The organism is Massilia sp. UYP34, from assembly GCF_056279385.1.
This window is the reverse complement of sequence record NZ_JBWBRF010000001.1, coordinates 34,818-53,468: the sequence shown is the minus strand read 5'-3', so window position 1 is coordinate 53,468 and position 18,651 is coordinate 34,818. Positions and strand designations below refer to the sequence as shown.

Below are 18,651 nucleotides of genomic sequence, written 5' to 3'. Positions count from 1 at the left end.
ATAAGCACCACGGCAGGCCAAACGCCGGCAGCCCGCGACAGTGTCGCAAAATCGCCTATTCCCTTGTACTGACAGGCGGTTTTTCATATCCAAGCAAGAGTGGATGGCGTAATGTTATGGTTATTGCTGAAAGGAATGCTTCATGCACGAGCCGAGCGCGTCGACGCGAGAACTGATGGCGGAAAACGAGACCCTGCGCGCGCGCATGGCGTACCTGCTCGAGCAGGCCGAACGTAACCACGACATCATGTGCCGCCACCAGGCCTTCGACCTGCAGATCGTGGGCGCCGGCAGCTTTCCGGAACTGGTCGGCACGATCTTTCGCACGCTGCCGGTGATTTCGGAACTGGACACCGTCACCCTGTCGCTGGTCGATCCGGATGCCGACATCTATACCGTCATGCACCGCCTGGGCGTCGATTTCGAGCAGTTCCCCAACCTGATGTTCTGCGAGCATGCGGTCGAGCTCGGCTTCGACATGGCGCCCGAGCGCCGTCCGCGTCCGATCCTGGGCGCCTATGCGCCGGGCCAGCACTGCGCCATGTTCCCGCATCCGCCCGCCGGCCTGCAGAGCGTGGCCCTGGTGCCGCTGCTGCGCAATACGCGCCTGATCGGCAGCCTGAACCTGGGCAGCGCCGATCCGGCCCGCTTCACGCCGAACCTGGGCACCGATTTCGTCGAGCACATGGGCTCGATCATCGCGATCTGCCTCGAAAACGTGATCAGCAACGAGATGCTCAAGTACATCGGCCTCACCGATTCGCTCACCGGCGTCTACAACCGCCGCTACATGGACCGCCGCCTGATCGAAGAGACCGCGCGCGCCCGGCGCCAGGGCTATCGCCTGTCCTGCATGTACATCGACATCGACCACTTCAAGCGTGTCAACGACACGGTCGGCCACCAGGGCGGCGACGAAGTCCTGCGCGAGGTGTGCGGCCGCATCAAGGCCGAGCTGCGCATGTCGGATGCGCTGGGGCGTTTCGGCGGCGAGGAATTCGTGGTGCTGCTGATCGACGCCGACCTGGAAAGCGCGAGCATGGTCGCGCACCGCATCCGCGCCGGCGTCGCCGCCGCGCCGATCAGCCTGAGTGGCGGCGAACGGGTCGACGTGACGGTGTCGATCGGCGTCGCCGTGCTATCGGAGCAGTGGTCCGATTCCGCGCACGACCCTGCGCACGACAACGCGATCGAAGGCATGACGCAGGAACTGGTGGCGGCCGCCGATGCGGCGCTGTACCAGGCCAAGGCCGGCGGCCGCAACAAGGTCGTCGCCTTCGCGTGATTGCACGCGTAACGCCGACCCGACGGTTGTTGGTGAATGTGGTCACACGTAAGGTGGTCACAGCAGCCGATCCTCGGCCCGGCTGACCGCCTCCCCATCCCCCCGTACCACCACCACGTCGCCCGCGGCCAGCACCACGCCAGGCCCCGGCTCCACGTCCTTGCCGCCGCGCCGCAGCGCCGTCACCTCGGCCGCGACGCCGTGCAGCCCCAGTTCCGCCAGGCTGCGGCCGATCGAGCCGGCCTGCGCGTGCAGCCGCACCGAATGCAGGCGCACATGCCCCGGCTCGAGCGTGGCGCCGCTGTCGCTGGCGCCATGGAAGTAGCCGCGCAAGGCCGCATAGCGGTCGTCGCGCGCCGCCTGCACCCGGTGCACCACGCGCCGCAGCGGCACGCCCAGCGTCACCAGCGTGTGCGAGGCCAGCATCAGGCTGCTCTCCAGCGCCTCCGGCACCACCTCGGTGGCGCCGGCGCGTTTGAGCACGTCCATGTCGGCGTCGTCGTGGCTGCGCACGATCACCGGCAGGTTCGGGGCCAGTTCGTGCACCAGGTGCAGCACCTTCAAGGCCTGCCGCGTGTCGGCGAAGGTGATCACCAGCGCGCTGGCGCGGTGGATGCCGGCCGCGATCAGGCTTTCGCGGCGCGCCGCGTCGCCGTACGAGACCGCGGCGCCGGCCGCCTGCGCCTCTTGCACCCGCTCCGGATCCAGGTCCAGCGCGTGCCAGGGCAGCGCCTCTTCCTTGAGCAGGGTCGCCAGGCTCTGGCCGCTGCGCCCGAAGCCGGCGATGACTACGTGGTTCTGGGTCTTCATGGTGCGCGTGGCGAGCTGGGTCAGCTGCAGCGACTGCGTCATCCACTCGTTGGCGGCGAACTTCATCGCGATCCGGTCCATACTGGCGATGACGAAGGGCGCGAGCAGCATCGACAGCACCATCGAGGCCAATACCAGCTGCATCACGAACGGGTCGACCAGCTTCGATCCGGAGGCGTGATTGAGCAGCACGAAGCTGAATTCGCCCGCCTGGGCCAGCGCCAGGCCGGTGCGCAGCGCCGTTCCGGGCGACGCCCCGAAGGCGCGCGCGAGCAGGGCGATCAGGCCGAACTTGAGCAGCACCACCAGCGCGAGCAGGAGCAGCACCAGCCACCAGTGCTTGATCACCATCTGCAGGTCGAGCAGCATGCCGATCGTGATGAAGAACAGCCCCAGCAGCACGTCGCGGAACGGCTTGATGTCTTCTTCCACCTGGTGTTTATAGGGCGTCTCGGAGATCAGCATGCCGGCGACGAAAGCGCCCAGGGCCAGCGACAGGCCGGCCTGCTCGGTGATCCAGGCCGCGCCCAGCGTCACCAGCAAGAGGTTGAGCATGAACAGCTCCTGCGAGCGGCGCTTGGCGACGATGGTGAACCAGCGCCCCATCAACTTCTGGCCGAAGAACAGCAGCAGGGCCAGCACCAGCGCCGCCTTGAGCGCTTCCACTCCAAGGGTGATCGCCAGGTCTTCCGGGTCGCGCGCCAGCGCCGGAATCATGATCAGGAGCGGCACCACCGCCAGGTCCTGGAACAGCAATATGCCGACGATGCGCCGCCCATGCCCGCTGTCGAGCTCGAGCCGCTCGGTGAGCAGCTTGACGACGATGGCGGTCGAGGACATCGCCAGCGCGCCGCCCAGCGCGAAGGCGGCCTGCCAGCCGAGCGGTATGCCGGGCAGGAACCAGGCCGCCAGCAACCCGATCCCCATGGCGGCCAAGATCGTCGCCATCACCTGGGCCAACCCCAGCCCGAACACGATGCGCCGCATCGCGCGCAGCTGCCCGAGCGAGAACTCCAGGCCGATCGAGAACATCAGGAACACGATCCCGAACTCGCCCAGCGCATGGGTGGTGGGGCTGTCCTCGGCCAGGGCCAGGGCGTGCGGGCCGATCAACACGCCGACGGCGAGGTAGCCGAGCATCGGCGGCAGTTGCAGGCTGCGGAAGGCGACCACGCCGAGGACGGCGCAGCCCAGCAGGAGCAGGGTGAGTTCAAGGCCGGAATGCATTGGCGCGATACGCGATGAGCGGTAACTGTTGATCTTATGGCATGCGCCCTATGTGGCGCGGAAGGTGCTTGTCATCGTTTGTTACGACTGGCAAGTTTTTTGCTTTCCCAATTCGTTTATACTTCCAAAATGAGTGTAACCGATGAAAAAATAATGCCGAAAAGTTTTGACGAGACCCTGGCCCGGCGCGTCCTGGCTCTGGGTCGCGACACGCTGTCGATCGAAGCGGACGCCATCCGCGCGCTGCAGGCGCGCCTGGGCGACGACGACAGTTTCGTGAACGCCGCGCAACTAATCATGGCTTGCGACGGTCGCGTGGTGGTGTCCGGAATGGGCAAGTCGGGCCACATCGGCCGCAAGATCGCCGCCACCCTGGCGTCTACCGGCACCCCGGCCTTCTTCATGCACCCGGGCGAAGCCGCGCACGGCGACCTGGGCATGGTCACCAAAAACGACGTCGTGATCGCGATTTCCAATTCGGGCGAATCGTCCGAGATCCTCGATATCCTGCCGGCCGTGAAACGCCTTGGCGCGCGCGTGATCGCCATGACCGGCAAACCCGCCTCGCGCCTGGCCAGGCTGGCCGACGTGCACCTGAACATCGCGGTGGACAAGGAAGCCTGCCCGCTCAACCTGGCGCCGACCACCAGCACCACCGTGACCCTCGCCATGGGCGATGCGCTGGCCGTGGCGCTGCTCGACGCGCGGGGTTTCCGCGAACAGGACTTCGCGCTGTCGCATCCGGGCGGCGCGCTGGGCCGGCGCCTGCTGACGCACGTGCGCGACGTGATGCGCAGCGGCGACGCGGTGCCGAGCGTCACCCCCGACACCCCGCTGGTCGAAGCGCTGCTCGAGGTCACCCGCAAGGGCCTCGGCATGACCGCCGTCGTCGACCCCGAAGGCCGTCCGGTGGGCGTGTTCACCGACGGCGACCTGCGCCGCGTGATCGAGCGCATGCACGACTTTTCGAACATCCAGATCCGCGACGTCATGCACGTCAACCCGCGCCGCGTGCGGCCCGACCAGCTGGCGGTCGACGCCGTCGCCGTGATGGAGGAATTCCGCATCAACCAGATGCTGGTGGTCGACGACGACGACCGCCTGGTCGGCGCGCTGCACATCCACGACCTGACCCGCGCCAAGGTGATCTGATGAGCGACACGTTTATCCCGGCCATCACCCCATTGGCCCACATGGAACGCGCCGCGCGCGTGAAGGTCATGATCTTCGACGTCGACGGCGTGCTGACCGACGGCAGCCTGACCTACGGCCCGGAAGGCGAAGTCACCAAGACCTTCAACGTGCTCGACGGCCTGGGCATCCAGCTGCTCAACAAGACCGGCGTCCAGACCGCGATCATCAGCGCGCGCCTGTCGCCGATCGTCGTCAAGCGCGCGGCCGATCTCGGCATTTCGCACGTCCACCAGGGCATCCATGACAAGCGCATCGGCTTCGCCAAGCTCCTGGCGGCCACGGGCTTCACCGCCGAGCAGTGCGGCTACATCGGCGACGACGTGATCGACCTGCCGCTGTTCGCGCGCGTCGGCTTCGCCGTCGCGGTGCCGTCCGGCCACCCCGAAGTGCAGCACCGCGCGCACTACGTGACGAAAAACGCCGGCGGCCGCGGCGCGGTGCGCGAGGTGTGCGATCTCGTGATGCGCGCCCAGGGCACCTACGACCAGGCGCTCGCGCCGTACTTCGCCTGAGGCCACCCAGCATGGCTACCATCGTCCAGAACAAGCGTACCGCGCACCGCTGGAATCTCCTTGCGATGATCGTGATCGGCACCTTCTTCGCCTTCGGCAGCTTCTGGCTGCTGCAGCTGATGCAGGCCTCCGACATCGATGCCCAGCTGGGAGGGCCGCCGGACGAACCGGACTACATCGTCGAGAACTTTTCCTTCGTGCGCATGACCGAGAACGGCCAGCCGAGCTACCTGGTGTCGGGCAAGCGCCTGGCGCATATTCCGAACGGCGACGTGTCGCACGTCGACGCGCCGGTGCTGCGCGGCGTCGAGCCGGGCCGCCCGCCGATGACGGTGGTGGCGAAGAACGCGCAAATCCATCACCAGGAGCACCGGGTCGAGCTGATCGGCGACGTCGACCTGCAGCGCCCCAAGACCGCGCAGAGCGAATCGCTGCACGTGCGCACCCAGGCGCTTACCGTGCTGCCCGACGAAGAAATCCTGAAGACCGATCTGCCGATCGACATGCAGCTTGGCGCCTCCAACGTCAAGGGCACCGGCATGGTCGCCAATAATGCGACCATGCAGCTGCACCTGTCCAGCCGCGGCCAGATCGTCTATCCGCCACGCCAGCGCTGATTCCCCGCACCAGCGCCGCGTGCCAACCCGAGACCCTTAACCGACCATGAAAAAACTACTTGCCGCCGTTTTCCTTTCCCTGCTGTCGCTGACCGCGGCCGCCGAGCGCGCCGATTCGCTCAAGGAGGCAGTCATCAACTTCGACTCGCTCGACGTCGACGAGGTGACCGGCACCCGCATCCTGACCGGCAACGTGGTCCTGACCCGCGGCACCCTGGTGCTCAAGTCCGACCGCGCCCTGGTCAAGGAAAGCCCGGAAGGCTATATGAGCGTGACCCTCACCGCCGCCGGCGGCAAGGTCGCCACCTTCCGCCAGAAGCGCGACGGTGGTTCCGACCTGTGGGTCGACGGCCAGGCCGAGCGCATCGAGTACGACGAGCGATCGGAACTGGTGCGCCTGTATTCCAACGCCGTCGTGCGCGAACTGGAAGGCGCGCGCATGACCAACCAGATCACCGGCCCGTTCATCTCCTACGACAACCGCAAGGAAGTGGCCACGGTGCGTAACGACACCAGCGGCCAGAGCAAGGTTGGCGGCGGCCGCGGCACCCTGATCCTGGCGCCCAAGCGCGCACCAGGCGGAGGCGCCCAATGACGGCGATTCCGATGGAGCTGGACGATTGCAGCACCCTGGTCGTCAAGGGCCTGCAGAAAAGCTATGGCAAGCGCCTGGTGGTGCGCGACGTGTCGCTGCAGGTCGAGTGCGGCGAGGTGGTCGGCCTGCTGGGCCCGAACGGCGCCGGCAAGACCACGTCGTTCTACATGATCGTGGGCCTGGTGCCGTCGGACGCCGGCTCGATCGACATCAACGGCACCGACATCACCAGCCTGCCGATCCACCGCCGCGCCGTATTGGGCCTGTCCTACCTGCCGCAAGAGGCGTCGGTGTTCCGCAAGCTGACGGTGGAAGAGAACATCCGCGCCGTGCTCGAGCTGCAAAAGGACAATGGCAAGCCGCTGTCGAAAGACCAGATCAACGAGCGCCTCGACACCCTGCTGGCCGACCTGCAGATCGAGAAGCTGCGCGAGAATCCGGCGCTGTCGCTGTCGGGCGGCGAGCGCCGCCGCGTGGAGATCGCGCGCGCGCTGGCGACCAATCCGCGCTTCGTGCTGCTGGACGAACCGTTCGCCGGCGTCGACCCGATCGCCGTGATCGAGATCCAGCGCATCGTGCGCTTCCTGAAAGAGCGCCGGATCGGTGTCTTGATCACCGACCACAACGTGCGCGAGACGCTTGGCATCTGCGACCGCGCCTACATCATCAACCAGGGCGCGGTGCTTGCCTCCGGCCGTCCTGACGACATCATCGCGGACGAGTCGGTGCGCCGCGTGTACCTGGGTGAACACTTCCGCATGTGAGCGACGCCTAGATGAAACAGTCCCTGCAACTTCGCACTTCGCAGCACCTCGCGCTCACGCCGCAACTGCAGCAGTCGATCCGGTTGCTGCAGCTGTCGACGCTCGAACTGCACCAGGAGATCGAGCAGATACTGGGCGATAACCCCTTGCTCGAGCGGCTCGACGATCCGCTCGACCGTTCGGTGCGTTTGCTGGCCGATGGCGCCATCAACAATGCGCCCGCCAATGGCGAAGCGCCGCCGGCGCCCGGCCAGCAGGCCGAGGGCCAGGACGCGCCGGCGCAGGAGGGCGAGAGCCTCGAGAGCGGCGCCGACAACGATCGCGTTGATGCTGACTGGAGCGAGGGCGGCGCGCCGTCGTCCGGCGGCGGCGAGGACGAGGACGGCCGCCCGCAGCTGGAAGCCTGCGCCATCACCCTGCGCGAACACCTGATGGAGCAGGTGCGCGAAGCCACCTTGTCGGTGCGCGACCGTGCGCTCGCCGAGCTGGTGATCGATGCGCTGGACGACAACGGCTATCTCGACGAGCCGCTCGACGAGATCCACGCGCGGCTGCCCGAAGAACTCGAGATCGAGATCGACGAGCTGCGCTGCGCGCTGGCGCTGGTGCAGAGCATGGACCCGGTGGGCGTCGGCGCGCGCAGCGCGTCCGAGTGCCTGGCGCTGCAGATCCGGCGCATGCCGGGCGTGCCAATGGTCACGCGGCGCATGGCCCTGACCATCGTCGAAGGTTACCTGACCTGGTTCGCCCAGCGCGAATACAGCAAGCTGAAAAAAGCGCTCGACTGCGACGACGAAGACTTGCGCGAGGTGCAGGCCGTGGTGCGCCAGTGTAATCCGCATCCGGGTGCGGTCTTCGCCTCGAACGTGTCGGACTACGTGGTGCCGGACGTGATCGTGCGCCGCGCCAAGAGCGGCTGGGCGGTCACCCTGAACCCGGACGTGATGCCGCGCCTGCGCGTGAACAGCCTGTATGCCAGCCTGCTCAAGCAAGGCAAGAGCGAAGCGCAGATGGGCGCGCAGCTGCAGGAAGCGAAGTGGCTCATCAAGAACATGCGCCAGCGGTTCGACACCATCCTGCGCGTGGCGGAGGCGATCGTCGAGCGCCAGCGCAACTTTTTCTCCCACGGCGCGGTTGCCATGCGGCCCCTTGTTTTACGCGAGATAGCTGATACACTAGGCCTACACGAGAGCACAATTTCTCGTGTCACAACCCAGAAATACATGCTGACCCCGCACGGCATGTTTGAGTTGAAGTATTTCTTCGGTAGCCACGTTGCCACCGAGGCGGGAGGCGAAGCATCCTCGACGGCAATCCGTGCGCTCATCGCACAATTGACAGGAGCAGAAGACCCTAGGAACCCATTATCCGACAGCAAGATCGCGGAGATGCTCGGGGAACAAGGCATGGTCATTGCGCGCCGGACGGTTGCAAAATACCGTGAAGCCCTCAAGATACCCCCTGTAAGCCTCCGCAAGTCCTTGTAACTGCGCCGTCCACACCCGTCGTGCCTTGTCGCGTTGGTGTGGTCCACACGGTGCATCATTTTCAAAGGAGTGTGTATGAACCTCACAATCAGTGGCCATCATCTCGAAGTGACCCCCGCCATCCGTGAATACGTTCAGAATAAGCTCGAGCGCATCATTCGCCATTTCGACCAGGTGATCGACACCCATGTCTTCCTGGCCGTCGACAACCTCACTGAAAAAGAAAAAAGGCAGAAAGCAGAGATCAACGTCCAGGTGTCGGGCAAGACCCTGCACGTGGCAAGCGTCGCGCAAGACCTGTACGCGGCGATCGATACGCTGATGGATAAGCTGGACCGACAGATCCTCAAACACAAGCAAATGCTGAAGGACCATAGCCGTACTTCGATCAAGCGCCTGCCGGAGCGTGGCAGCGAAGAGGCCGCTGCCGCCTGACCAGGCGCAGGGCTCACACCAGCTAAGGGCGTCTGAGGGGACGCCCTTTTTGCATCCGCCTTTCCGGTTTTACCCGCAGCGCGTGTTCGGTAAAATGCAGGTCTCTCCATGATGGATCACCCCATGACCGACCATGTCCTGACCCGCATCGCCAACCGCACCGGCATCATCACCCTGGACCGCCCGAAGGCGCTCAATTCGCTGTCGCTCGCGATGGTGCGCGCGCTGACCGTGGCGCTGCGCGCCTGGCAGGATGACGCGCAGGTCGAGGCGGTGGTGCTGACCAGCAGCAGCGAGAAGGCCTTGTGCGCGGGCGGCGACATCCGCTTCTTCCATGAGGTCGGCCATGCGACGCCGATGGGCGGCAGTGCGTTGCTCGAGGATTTCTTCACCGAAGAATACGCGCTGAACCACCTGATCCATTTCTATCCGAAGCCCTACATCGCCGTCATGGACGGCGTGGTAATGGGCGGCGGCATGGGCATCGCCCAGGGCGGCCCGGATTGCGGCCTGCGCATCGTGACCGAGCGCACCAGGATGGCCATGCCCGAGGTGAACATCGGCCTGTTCCCAGACGTCGGCGGCAGCCATTTCCTGTCGCATGCGCCGGGACGGCTCGGCTATTACCTGGGCCTGACCGGGCTGACGATCGGCGCCGCCGACGCGCTGCATATCGGGCTGGCCGACCTGTTCGTGCCCGGCGCCGAACTGCCGGCCCTGCATGCGTTGATCGCGTCCACGCCCGGCGCCGCGCTGCCGGCGGCGATCCGCGCCTTCGCGGCGCCATTTTCCGCGCTGGCGGGCGAGAGCGAATTGCCGTCGCTGCGCACGCGCATCGACGCCCATTTCGGCGCGGCCTCGGTGGCCGCGATCATGGCCTCGCTCGAAGGCGACGCGACGCCGTTCGCGCAGCGGGCCCTGGCGGCGATGCGCCAGCGTTCGCCCCTGATGATGTGCGTGACCCACGAACTGCTGGCGCGTGGCGCGCAGCTGTCCGTGGCCGACTGCCTGCGCATGGAGCGCACGCTGGTGCGCCACAATTTCGAGCATGGCGAAGTGCTCGAAGGCGTGCGCGCGCTCGTCGTCGACAAGGACAATGCGCCGCAATGGAACCCGCCATCGCTCGAACAGGTGACGCCGCAGATGGTGGCACGCTTTTTCGAACCGGTGTGGCCGGCGCATGCGCATCCGCTCAGGCACCTCGCATAATCACGGCGAACATATTCATTTTTGCGTGACAGCGTATCGGCGGGGTGTGAACATCGGGCCTTCATGACCTGAAAGGACACCCGATGCGCCTGACCGCCTTGCTGATCTCGATGACCTTATGCGGCGCCGCCGCTGCCCAGGACTATCAGCCAACTTTCGATCCGAGCCGGCTCAAGGGTCCGGCAGCAGGGCCGGTCAACGAGATCATGGTGCTCGGTTCACCCCACTTGTCGCACTTGCCCAAGACGTTCCAGCCTGCCAGCCTGTCCTTGCTCAACGAGCGGCTGGCGGCGTGGAAGCCGCAGGCGATCGCGGTCGAAGAGCGCTCCGGGCCGCAATGCGATTTTCTGCGCCGTCACGCGGCGCGTTATGCGGAGACGGTCGAGACCTATTGCCCGGATACCGCGGCGGCGAAGGCCGCAACCGGTCTGGACGTTCCCGAAGCGACGGCGCAAGCGGAGAAGCTGCTGGCCGGATGGCCGGCGACGCCGTCGCCTGCCCAGCGGCGACGCCTGGCGGCCTTGTTCCTGGCGGGTGGAGAGCCGGCATCGGCTGCGGTCCAGTGGTTCCATTTGCCGGCCGGGGAGCGCCGCGCCGGCGACGGCCTGGATGCCGCCCTGGTCGAGCAGCTGCGAAAGCTCGCGGTCGATCCCGACGAAAGCGTGATGATCGCGGCGCGCCTGGCGGCCCGGCTGGGTCATGAACGCGTGTATGCGATGGACGATCAATCGGCAGGCCGTCCGTACACCGACCGCAAGGCGGCCGGCGAGGCGATCATGAAGGCCTGGGACAATCCGGCCAACCGCGCGCTCCGGCAGGCGGACAAGATCCTGTATCAGGGCTTGGGCAGCGCCGAAGGCATGCTGGCGCTATACCGCGCCTACAATGCGCCCGATCATGTCTCGACGGTCTTCGAAGCTGACTTCGGCGCGGCGCTGAACGAACCGTCGCCGCAGCGCTTCGGCCGCGCCTACATCGGCTACTGGGAAACGCGCAACCTGCGCATGGCGGCGAACATCCGCGACGTCGTGGGCGTCATGCCGGGCACGCGGCTCCTGGTCATCGTCGGCGCTTCGCACAAGGGCTACCTGGAAGCCTATCTGCACCAGATGCATGATGTGCGGGTGGTGGATACTGCGGCGGTGTTGCGGTAATCCACCGCTAACGCGACCATGCACCACCGCATTTCGCACGTCATTCCCGCGGAGGCGGGAATCCAAGTTCGTGCTTACCCACTACGTTCAACGTCGCCACTATGCTGAGGAATTGGGTTCCCGCCTCCGCGGGAACGACGTGCGAGGGCTGGCGGTAAAAATTACGCAGCCGGATTCTTCGGCTGTTCCCGATGCCGCACGATCACGCGCTCGGTATCGCTGAAATACGCGCCGAGGTGCTCGGCCATGTACACCGAGCGGTGCTGCCCGCCGGTGCAGCCCACGGCCACCGTCAGGTAGCTGCGGTTGTCGGTCTTGAACGAGGGCAGCCACTTGGCCACGAAGGCGCGGATGTCGGCCAGCATCTCGGCGGCGCTAGGCTGGGCGTCGAGGAAGTCGATCACCGGCTGATCCTTGCCGGTGAGGGGGCGCAAGGCCAGGTCGTAATACGGGTTCGGGATCGCGCGCACGTCGAACACGAAGTCGGCGTCGAGCGGCACGCCGACCTTGAACGCGAACGATTCGAAGAACAGGGTCAGCGGCGCATGGTCGACCTCGGCCAGCTCCTTGATCCAGGCGCGCAGTTTATTGGCCGAGAGTTCCGAGGTGTCGATCACGTGGCCCAGGTTCTCGATCGACGACAGGCGCTCGCGCTCTTCGGCGATGCACTCGATCAGGGTGCGGCGCGAGGCCGGGTTCTCGCCCGGGCGCAGCTCGTGCGACAGCGGGTGGCTGCGCCGCGTTTCGGAAAAGCGCGCGACCAGCGAATGGGTGCTCGAGGTCAGGAACATGACCTTGACCGCATGGCCGTCCTCGCGCATGCGGCGCACGCTCACCGGCAGTTCGACCAGCGACTCGGCGCTGCGCGCGTCGACCGCGACCGCGATCTTGCCGGTGCCGGTTTCGTTGACCGTATTGACGAGGGCCGGCAGCAGGGCCGGCGGCAGATTGTCGACGCAGTAGTAACCCGCGTCTTCCAGGACATTCAGGGCCACGGACTTGCCCGAGCCCGAGATGCCGGTGATGAGGACGATGTGCATGCGGCGATGATACCGCAACCTTCACCCGATGGCACGCCGCCGCGCCGCCAATGCCGCTTCAGTCCGCGCTCATGGCCTGGCGCTGGCGTTCCATGAATTCCTGCAGCGTGTCGATGCCGCGCAGTTGCAGGATGGTGTTGCGCACCGCGGCTTCGAGCAGCACCGCGATGTTGCGGCCGGCCGCCACCGGAATGACGACCTTGCGGATCGGCAGGCCCAGCACGTCCTCGGTCGGGAAGTGGAAGGGCAGGCGCTCGACCTCTTCGTCCAGCGCGCCGCGCTTGACCAGGTGCACGATCAGCTTGAGGCGCATCTTGCGCCGCACCGCCGTCTCGCCGAAGATCGCCTTGATGTCCAGCAGGCCCAGGCCGCGCACTTCGAGCAGGTTCTGCAGCAGCGGCGGGCAGCGGCCCTCGATCATGTTCGGCGCGATGCGCGAGAATTCCACGGCGTCGTCGGCCACCAGGCCGTGCGAGCGCGAGATCAGTTCCAGGCCCAGTTCGCTCTTGCCCAGGCCCGAGTCGCCGGTGATCAGGACGCCCACGCCCAGCACGTCCATGAACACGCCGTGCATGATCACGCGCTGGGCCAGCTTTTTCGACAAATACACGCGCAGGAAGTCGATCACCTGCGCCGCCGGCAGCGGCGTGGAGAACAGCGGGATGTTTTGCTCGTCGCAGATGGCCAGGATGTCGGGCGGGGTTTCCAGGCCCTGGGCGATGATCAGGGCGGGCGGGCCGCCGCCGATCAGTTCGCCAACCACATGGCTGCGCGAATTGGCCTTGAGGCGGTGGTAGTAGTCGAGTTCCTGGTGGCCGAACACCTGGATCCGGCCCGGGTGGATCAGGTTCAGGTGGCCGACCTGGTCGGCGGCCGAGGCGGCGTCGCCGGCGATCTGGCGTTCGCCGCCGGGAAAGCCCGCAAACCAGCCGAGTTGCAGGCTGTCGCGGTTGTCGTCGTACAGCCGTTGGATGGTCAGCGGAGACTGCAGCATGGGCATTGTCGTCGTCGCAAAATAAGGCGCGCGCGGCGTGATTGCCGCGCGTTGAGAACCTATCCCGGCAGGTGAGAGTCGTTCCTACCGCGCCTGGCAAGTGTGCGCTGCGTTACTCGTCGTTGCATGGCTCGCCATGCGGCCTCCTCGCGCCTTGCTCACACTCGCCATGCATCGGCATGAACTTCCTCCCACCTACCGGGATAGGTCCTGGCATACGTGCAGTTTAACCCAGAGCCTGCAGGCTGGGTTGCCAGTTGATAATACGGTCATGTACCGACTTCGGATCGGGATCGTTCGCCAGGGCGGTGCGCACCGATTCGTCGGAGAACAGCTCGGCGATCTCGGACAGGATCTCGAGGTGCTGCTGGGTGACGTGGTCGGGGATCAAGAGGAAGAACAGCAGGTTCACCGGCTGGCCGTCGGGCGACTCGAAAGGAATCGGCTCCTTCAGGCGCACGAAGGCGGCCAGCGGCGACTTGAGGCTCTTGCTGCCCTTGATGCGGCCATGCGGGACGGCGACGCCATGGCCCAGGCCCGTCGAGCCCAGGCGTTCGCGCGCGAACAGGTTGTCCGAGACGATCGAGCGGGCGATGCCGCAATTGTTCTCGAAGATCAGGCCGGCCTGCTCGAAAGCCCGTTTTTTGCTCGACACTTCGAGGTCGAGTTGCACGTTCTCGAGCGAGAGGATTTTGCTTAGATTCGTCATAACGTGGGTGCGATGCACGCGTGGAGTGCTTGCGAGCACGGGATTATAGGCCTGTTTAGGGCCCGAGACACTCGAATTCGCGACAGTTTGGCCTTCTCGCCGAACCGCCGCACGATACCCGTCGAAACGGGATAAGCAGTAAGTTGACTTACATCAACACTTTTACGCAATTTCCTCAACGAATCAGCTAGTGACACCAGCAATCGTATGCCGCTCCTCTTGTTTACCGATGATTGCTCGAAGGGCGGCTTCAAAGCAAGGCAGCGCGTCCGGTATCGTATCGCCAAAGAAGGTCTTATGCACGGTGCATGGCTGTCGCCTAAAACGCACAAGCGTGCGAGTAATATCCTGACAGAAATTGGATGTTTACTGGCGCGCGCCACGCAGATTACCTGGCTTGCCGGTGGTGAAATTGGTGCGCCATGGATTGATGTCAAGGCCGCCGCGCCGCGTATAGCGCGCATACACGGCCAGCTTGCTCGGCCGGCACTGGCGCAGCACGTCCACGAAGATGCGCTCCACGCATTGCTCGTGGAATTCATTGTGCTCGCGGAAACCGATCAGGTATTTCAGCAAGCCTTCCTGGTCGATCTGCGGGCCGACGTAACGGATTTGCACCGTGCCCCAGTCCGGCTGCCCGGTGACCAGGCAATTGGACTTGAGCAGGTGCGAGACCAGGGTTTCCTCGACCGGCGCGTCTTCGTGATTGGCCTTGAGCAGTTGCGGGGCCGGCGCGTAAGCGTCGACCTCGATGTCGAGGCGGTCGAGCAGCGTGCCTTCCAGTTCGCCCATCCCGATCTTGCCGAAGTCTTCCGGGTGGGTCAGGGTGACGTGGACCGGCGCGCCGAAGCCGTTCGACAAGTCGTCGCGCAGCAGGGCCAGCAGGGCGTCGGGGCCGGCCAGGCGGGTCTGGTTGAACGAGTTCAGGTAGAGCTTGAACGATTTCGATTCGACGATGTTCGGCGAATCGGCCGGCGCCGTCACGGTCGCGATCGCCACCTGCGGCTTGCCGCGCATGTTCAGCCACGACAGTTCATACGCGTTCCAGATGTCGACTCCGAAGAAGGGCAGCGTGCCCGCCAGGCCCAATTCCTCGCGCTTTTGCTGGCGCGGAATCGGGAACAGCAGTTCGGGGGCGTACTGGCTCTGGTAGGCAGAAGACTTGCCAAGCGGCGATTGATCAGGGGTATTCATAGCGCTGGGGCGTCATGCCCCCAAAAACAATTTATAGACGGGATTCCCGCTCTCGTCCCAATAGCGGTAACCGAGCGAGGCCAGGAACTGCCGGAACTCATCCATCTCGGCCTGCGGCACTTGCAGCCCGACCAGGATGCGCCCCACGTCCCCGCCCTGGTTGCGGTAGTGGAACAACGAGATATTCCAGTTCGGCGCCATGCTGTCCAGGAAGCGCATCAGCGCACCCGGCCGTTCGGGGAACTCGAAACGATACAGCAATTCGTCATGTGCAAGTGAACTTTTCCCGCCCACCAGGTGGCGGATGTGCAGCTTGGCCAGCTCGTCGTAGGTCAGGTCCAGCGTCTTGTAGCCGTGTTCCTCGAAGGTGCGCGCCAGGAGGCCCGACTCGCTGCGGTTGCCCACCTGCACGCCGAGGAACACGTGGGCCTCGCTCTCATCGCTGATGCGGTAATTGAATTCGGTGACGTTGCGCGGACCGACCAGGGAGCAGAAACGGCGGAAGCTGCCGCGCTGCTCGGGCACGGTCACGGCATACACGGCCTCGCGCGATTCGCCCAGCTCGGCGCGCTCGGCCACGAAGCGCAGGCGGTCGAAGTTCATGTTGGCGCCGCAGGCCACCGCCACCAGCGTCTCGTTCCTGATCGGCTCGCGGTTCATCTGCGAGCGCTCGACATAGGCCTTGGCGCCGGCCACCGCCAGCGCGCCGGCTGGTTCGAGGATGCTGCGCGTATCCTGGAACACGTCCTGGATCGCGGCGCAGATGGCGTCGGTGTCGACCAGGATGATCTCGTCGACCACCTGCTGGGCGACGCGGAAGGTTTCCTCGCCCACCAGGCGCACCGCGGTGCCGTCCGAGAACAGGCCGACGTCGGTCAGCGTGACGCGATGGCCGGCCTTCAGGCTGCGCGCCATCGCGTCCGAATCCAGGGTCTGCACGCCGATGATCTTGATGTCGGGGCGAATCTGTTTCACATAGGCGCCGATGCCGGCAATCAGTCCGCCGCCGCCGATGGCGACGAAGATCGCGTGGATCGGGCTCGACAGCTGGCGCAGGATTTCCATGCCGATCGTGCCCTGGCCGGCGATCACGTCCGGATCGTCGAACGGATGCACGAAGGTCAGGCGTTGCTCTTTTTCCAGCAGCAGCGCGTGGTTGTAGGCGTCGGTGTACGAGTCGCCGTGCAGCACGACTTCGACGCTGGCGCCGCCGCGCGCCTTGACCGCCTCGATCTTCACCTGCGGGGTCGTGGTCGGCATCACGATCAGCGCGCGGCAGCCGAGGCGGCAGGCCGACAGCGCCACGCCCTGGGCGTGGTTGCCGGCCGAGGCGCAGATGACGCCGCGCTTGAGTTGCTCGGGCGTCAGGTTCGCCATCTTGTTGTACGCGCCGCGCAGCTTGAAGCTGAACACGCTCTGCATGTCCTCGCGCTTGAAATAGATCCGGTTGCCCAGGCGCTGGGACAGGGTCGGGGCGAGGTCGAGCGGCGTCTGTTCGGCGACGTCGTAGACGCGGGCGGTCAGGATTTTTTTCAGGTAGTCGGTAGTCATGGTCGGATTGCAAAAGTCTTGCCGGCAAGGCCGGCGGGACGGACGACGCGAACTGTTCCGCTAGGGTGGGTGACCGTGGCGCGCAGTACGAAGTGACGGGCTGGGTGGCAGGCTCATCGTATCGTGTCGTGACGAAAGTACCGGACCATTATAATGGACGCTTATCGCCACCACTAGGCTACCGCAAGGGGCCCAATAAGCCCGCATGATCGAATCCGCTGTCCAATGGCTGCTTGACTTCCTGGCTGCCCCGACCGTCGGGCTGACCTCCATCTTCATCGTCAGTTTCGTCTCCGCCACCTTGCTGCCGCTCGGCTCCGAGCCCGCCGTGTTCGCGGTGATCAAGGCCAATCCCGAGATGTTCTGGCCTGCCATCCTGGTCGGGACGATCGGTAATACCCTGGGCGGCGCCTTCGACTATTTCCTTGGCTACCGCGCCAAGGTCGCGTTCGCGAAAGAGCGCCAGAGCCGCTGGTTCGGCTGGCTCAAGCGCTATGGCGCCAAGACCATGCTGCTGTCGTGGCTGCCGGGCATCGGCGACCCGCTGTGCACCCTGGCCGGCTGGCTGCACCTGCCGTTCTGGCCCAGCGTCATGTATATGGCGATCGGCAAGTTTGCGCGCTATGTGACCATGACCCTGGCGCTGCTGTACATCCCGGACAGTTTCTGGACCAATCTCGGTGATATGCTGACCCGTATCACCGGCTGAGCATGTCCTTTCCGACAGCGGCCGGGTCATCAGGAAGAAGCCGATGCTCGAACTGCGACCGAACTGCGAACACTGCCATGCGGCCTTGCCGCCGGCGTCCACCGAGGCGCGCATCTGCTCCTACGAGTGCACGTTCTGCGCCGCCTGCGTCGACGGCATATTGCTGAACGTCTGCCCCAACTGCGGCGGCGGCTTCGTGCCGCGGCCGGTCAGGCCCGCGCGCAACTGGAAGAACGGAAACTATCTGGGCAACGACCCGGCGCGCACCGAGCCGAAGCTGCGGCCGGTGGATCCGGCCGCGCATGCGCGCTTCGCCGCGGCCATCAAGGACATCGCGCCGTCGGATCGCTAGCGTCCTGCACGTTCGCAGGAGGCGGTTCATAATGGGCGTTTCGCTGCCGCCCCAGGATTCGCGCATGACCGACCGCCTCCCCGTTCCCCTCGACAAAGCCTATCGCCTGATGAACCACGGCCCGACGGTGCTGGTATCCGCACGCGATGGCGATGCGATCAACGTGATGGCCGCCGCCTGGTCGATGCCGCTCGACTTCGATCCGCCCAAGGTGGCGGTGGTGCTCGACAAGAGCACGCTCACGCGTCGCATGGTCGAGGCGTCGGGCGAATTCGCCCTGATGGTGCCGTCGCGCGAACTGGCGCAGCTGACCCTGCAGGTCGGCTCGACCACGGGCCGCGAGGTCGACAAGTTCGCCGCCTTCGGCGCCGGCTACTGGACCGGCGCGCAGGTCGGCGCGCCGCTGCTGGACGGCTGCCTGGCCTGGCTCGAATGCCGCCTGCTGCCCGAGCCGCACATCCAGGAAACCTATGACCTGTTCCTCGGCCAGGTGGTCGCCGCCTGGGCCGATCCGGCCGTGTTCCGCGACGGCCACTGGGTCACGAGCGAAGGGAGTCCGAAAAGCATCCATTACGTTGCGGGTGGGCACTTTTTCGAACTCGGCGAGGCCTTCGAGGCGAGCGCGACGCCGCCGCAAGCGTCGGACAACGCCGGATGACATATGCCATCCGGGTCAATCAAGCTGATAAACGTTGCATCACAAGTCGTGCAGGCAAATAAAGTTTGCACTTTAAAAATAGTATAGACATTTTATTTCGTTGAGCGGAATACCGGTCCGGGCATAAGCCGAGCGTGGTGCATCGCAATAAGCTA

General features: G+C 65.4%; 19 protein-coding genes. 13 read left to right on the top strand and 6 right to left on the bottom strand.

All coding sequences use genetic code 11. The annotated features are described in order from the left end of the window. The first annotated feature begins 142 nt into the window (after positions 1–142). Positions 143–1,285, top strand: a complete 1,143-nt coding sequence (locus ACZ9AQ_RS00255; protein ID WP_429201685.1) for a DUF484 family protein — start codon at positions 143–145, stop codon at positions 1,283–1,285. A gap of 57 nt (positions 1,286–1,342) precedes the next feature. Here the strand turns inward: ACZ9AQ_RS00255 and ACZ9AQ_RS00250 are convergent, their stop codons facing one another. After that, positions 1,343–3,322: a monovalent cation:proton antiporter family protein gene (locus ACZ9AQ_RS00250; RefSeq protein ID WP_429201687.1), complete on the bottom strand. Its 1,980-nt coding sequence runs from the start codon at positions 3,320–3,322 to the stop codon at positions 1,343–1,345. Between the two features lie 129 nt (positions 3,323–3,451). Between ACZ9AQ_RS00250 and ACZ9AQ_RS00245 the strand changes: the two genes are divergently transcribed. From ACZ9AQ_RS00245 to ACZ9AQ_RS00205, 9 genes are all read left to right on the top strand, one after another. After that, positions 3,452–4,474, top strand: coding sequence for a KpsF/GutQ family sugar-phosphate isomerase (locus ACZ9AQ_RS00245; RefSeq protein WP_429201689.1), 1,023 nt, complete (start codon positions 3,452–3,454; stop codon positions 4,472–4,474). Next, positions 4,474–5,028, top strand: a complete 555-nt coding sequence (locus ACZ9AQ_RS00240; RefSeq protein ID WP_429201691.1) for a KdsC family phosphatase — start codon at positions 4,474–4,476, stop codon at positions 5,026–5,028. Before ACZ9AQ_RS00245 ends, ACZ9AQ_RS00240 begins: the two co-directional genes overlap by 1 nt. An 11-nt stretch (positions 5,029–5,039) precedes the next feature. Further along, entirely contained in the window at positions 5,040–5,645 is a 606-nt protein-coding gene (gene lptC / locus ACZ9AQ_RS00235; RefSeq protein WP_429201693.1) for an LPS export ABC transporter periplasmic protein LptC, read from the top strand. Between the two features lie 46 nt (positions 5,646–5,691). Next, positions 5,692–6,240: a lipopolysaccharide transport periplasmic protein LptA gene (gene lptA, locus ACZ9AQ_RS00230; RefSeq protein WP_429201695.1), complete on the top strand. Its 549-nt coding sequence runs from the start codon at positions 5,692–5,694 to the stop codon at positions 6,238–6,240. An 11-nt stretch (positions 6,241–6,251) separates the two neighbouring features. After that, entirely contained in the window at positions 6,252–7,004 is a 753-nt protein-coding gene (gene lptB / locus ACZ9AQ_RS00225; protein WP_429201798.1) for an LPS export ABC transporter ATP-binding protein, read from the top strand. 11 nt (positions 7,005–7,015) lie between these two features. After that, a complete protein-coding gene (locus tag ACZ9AQ_RS00220) occupies positions 7,016–8,491 on the top strand; it encodes an RNA polymerase factor sigma-54 (protein WP_429201697.1) in 1,476 nt (491 codons plus the stop codon). A 75-nt stretch (positions 8,492–8,566) separates the two neighbouring features. Beyond that, complete coding sequence (hpf, locus tag ACZ9AQ_RS00215; protein WP_429201699.1) at positions 8,567–8,926, top strand: ribosome hibernation-promoting factor, HPF/YfiA family; 360 nt, start codon at positions 8,567–8,569, stop codon at positions 8,924–8,926. A 123-nt stretch (positions 8,927–9,049) separates the two neighbouring features. Further along, complete coding sequence (locus tag ACZ9AQ_RS00210; RefSeq protein WP_429201701.1) at positions 9,050–10,135, top strand: enoyl-CoA hydratase/isomerase family protein; 1,086 nt, start codon at positions 9,050–9,052, stop codon at positions 10,133–10,135. Positions 10,136–10,218: 83 nt separating this feature from the next. Next, the gene (locus ACZ9AQ_RS00205) at positions 10,219–11,289 is read left to right on the top strand and encodes a DUF5694 domain-containing protein (RefSeq protein WP_429201703.1); all 1,071 of its coding nucleotides are present in this window, start codon (positions 10,219–10,221) and stop codon (positions 11,287–11,289) included. A gap of 161 nt (positions 11,290–11,450) precedes the next feature. Here the strand turns inward: ACZ9AQ_RS00205 and rapZ are convergent, their stop codons facing one another. From rapZ to ilvA, 5 genes are all read right to left on the bottom strand, one after another. After that, positions 11,451–12,329, bottom strand: coding sequence for an RNase adapter RapZ (gene rapZ, locus ACZ9AQ_RS00200; protein WP_429201705.1), 879 nt, complete (start codon positions 12,327–12,329; stop codon positions 11,451–11,453). A gap of 58 nt (positions 12,330–12,387) precedes the next feature. Continuing rightward, entirely contained in the window at positions 12,388–13,323 is a 936-nt protein-coding gene (hprK, locus tag ACZ9AQ_RS00195; RefSeq protein WP_005663306.1) for an HPr(Ser) kinase/phosphatase, read from the bottom strand. A 226-nt stretch (positions 13,324–13,549) separates the two neighbouring features. Further along, on the bottom strand, positions 13,550–14,032 hold the full coding sequence (locus ACZ9AQ_RS00190; protein WP_429201708.1) for a PTS sugar transporter subunit IIA: 483 nt from the start codon (positions 14,030–14,032) through the stop codon (positions 13,550–13,552). Positions 14,033–14,398: 366 nt separating this feature from the next. Then, positions 14,399–15,226, bottom strand: a complete 828-nt coding sequence (gene queF / locus ACZ9AQ_RS00185) for an NADPH-dependent 7-cyano-7-deazaguanine reductase QueF (protein ID WP_429201709.1) — start codon at positions 15,224–15,226, stop codon at positions 14,399–14,401. Between the two features lie 12 nt (positions 15,227–15,238). Next, positions 15,239–16,777 carry a threonine ammonia-lyase, biosynthetic gene (ilvA, locus tag ACZ9AQ_RS00180; RefSeq protein ID WP_429201711.1) on the bottom strand — a complete coding sequence of 513 codons (1,539 nt, stop codon included), beginning with the start codon at positions 16,775–16,777 and terminating at the stop codon, positions 15,239–15,241. 205 nt (positions 16,778–16,982) lie between these two features. Here ilvA and ACZ9AQ_RS00175 point away from each other — a divergent pair, with 205 nt between their 5' ends. The 3 genes from ACZ9AQ_RS00175 to ACZ9AQ_RS00165 all read left to right on the top strand — a co-directional run bounded on the left by ACZ9AQ_RS00175 (position 16,983) and on the right by ACZ9AQ_RS00165 (position 18,496). After that, positions 16,983–17,486 (top strand): YqaA family protein, encoded by a 504-nt coding sequence (locus tag ACZ9AQ_RS00175; RefSeq protein WP_429201713.1) that lies wholly within the window; start codon positions 16,983–16,985, stop codon positions 17,484–17,486. 43 nt (positions 17,487–17,529) lie between these two features. Continuing rightward, positions 17,530–17,838 carry a DUF1272 domain-containing protein gene (locus ACZ9AQ_RS00170; RefSeq protein WP_429201715.1) on the top strand — a complete coding sequence of 103 codons (309 nt, stop codon included), beginning with the start codon at positions 17,530–17,532 and terminating at the stop codon, positions 17,836–17,838. 64 nt (positions 17,839–17,902) lie between these two features. Beyond that, a complete protein-coding gene (locus tag ACZ9AQ_RS00165) occupies positions 17,903–18,496 on the top strand; it encodes a flavin reductase family protein (protein WP_429201717.1) in 594 nt (197 codons plus the stop codon). Positions 18,497–18,651: the final 155 nt, after the last annotated feature.

Excerpts from the sequence above, each read along its gene's own strand:
- ACZ9AQ_RS00255 (WP_429201685.1), top strand. The coding sequence starts at position 143 with ATGCACGAGCCGAGCGCGTCGACGCGAGAACTGATGGCGGAAAACGAG.
- ACZ9AQ_RS00250 (WP_429201687.1), bottom strand. The coding sequence starts at position 3,322 with ATGCATTCCGGCCTTGAACTCACCCTGCTCCTGCTGGGCTGCGCCGTC.
- ACZ9AQ_RS00245 (WP_429201689.1), top strand. The coding sequence starts at position 3,452 with ATGAGTGTAACCGATGAAAAAATAATGCCGAAAAGTTTTGACGAGACC.
- ACZ9AQ_RS00240 (WP_429201691.1), top strand. The coding sequence starts at position 4,474 with ATGAGCGACACGTTTATCCCGGCCATCACCCCATTGGCCCACATGGAA.
- lptC (WP_429201693.1), top strand. The coding sequence starts at position 5,040 with ATGGCTACCATCGTCCAGAACAAGCGTACCGCGCACCGCTGGAATCTC.
- lptA (WP_429201695.1), top strand. The coding sequence starts at position 5,692 with ATGAAAAAACTACTTGCCGCCGTTTTCCTTTCCCTGCTGTCGCTGACC.
- lptB (WP_429201798.1), top strand. The coding sequence starts at position 6,252 with ATGGAGCTGGACGATTGCAGCACCCTGGTCGTCAAGGGCCTGCAGAAA.
- ACZ9AQ_RS00220 (WP_429201697.1), top strand. The coding sequence starts at position 7,016 with ATGAAACAGTCCCTGCAACTTCGCACTTCGCAGCACCTCGCGCTCACG.
- hpf (WP_429201699.1), top strand. The coding sequence starts at position 8,567 with ATGAACCTCACAATCAGTGGCCATCATCTCGAAGTGACCCCCGCCATC.
- ACZ9AQ_RS00210 (WP_429201701.1), top strand. The coding sequence starts at position 9,050 with ATGACCGACCATGTCCTGACCCGCATCGCCAACCGCACCGGCATCATC.
- ACZ9AQ_RS00205 (WP_429201703.1), top strand. The coding sequence starts at position 10,219 with ATGCGCCTGACCGCCTTGCTGATCTCGATGACCTTATGCGGCGCCGCC.
- rapZ (WP_429201705.1), bottom strand. The coding sequence starts at position 12,329 with ATGCACATCGTCCTCATCACCGGCATCTCGGGCTCGGGCAAGTCCGTG.
- hprK (WP_005663306.1), bottom strand. The coding sequence starts at position 13,323 with ATGCTGCAGTCTCCGCTGACCATCCAACGGCTGTACGACGACAACCGC.
- ACZ9AQ_RS00190 (WP_429201708.1), bottom strand. The coding sequence starts at position 14,032 with ATGACGAATCTAAGCAAAATCCTCTCGCTCGAGAACGTGCAACTCGAC.
- queF (WP_429201709.1), bottom strand. The coding sequence starts at position 15,226 with ATGAATACCCCTGATCAATCGCCGCTTGGCAAGTCTTCTGCCTACCAG.
- ilvA (WP_429201711.1), bottom strand. The coding sequence starts at position 16,777 with ATGACTACCGACTACCTGAAAAAAATCCTGACCGCCCGCGTCTACGAC.
- ACZ9AQ_RS00175 (WP_429201713.1), top strand. The coding sequence starts at position 16,983 with ATGATCGAATCCGCTGTCCAATGGCTGCTTGACTTCCTGGCTGCCCCG.
- ACZ9AQ_RS00170 (WP_429201715.1), top strand. The coding sequence starts at position 17,530 with ATGCTCGAACTGCGACCGAACTGCGAACACTGCCATGCGGCCTTGCCG.
- ACZ9AQ_RS00165 (WP_429201717.1), top strand. The coding sequence starts at position 17,903 with ATGACCGACCGCCTCCCCGTTCCCCTCGACAAAGCCTATCGCCTGATG.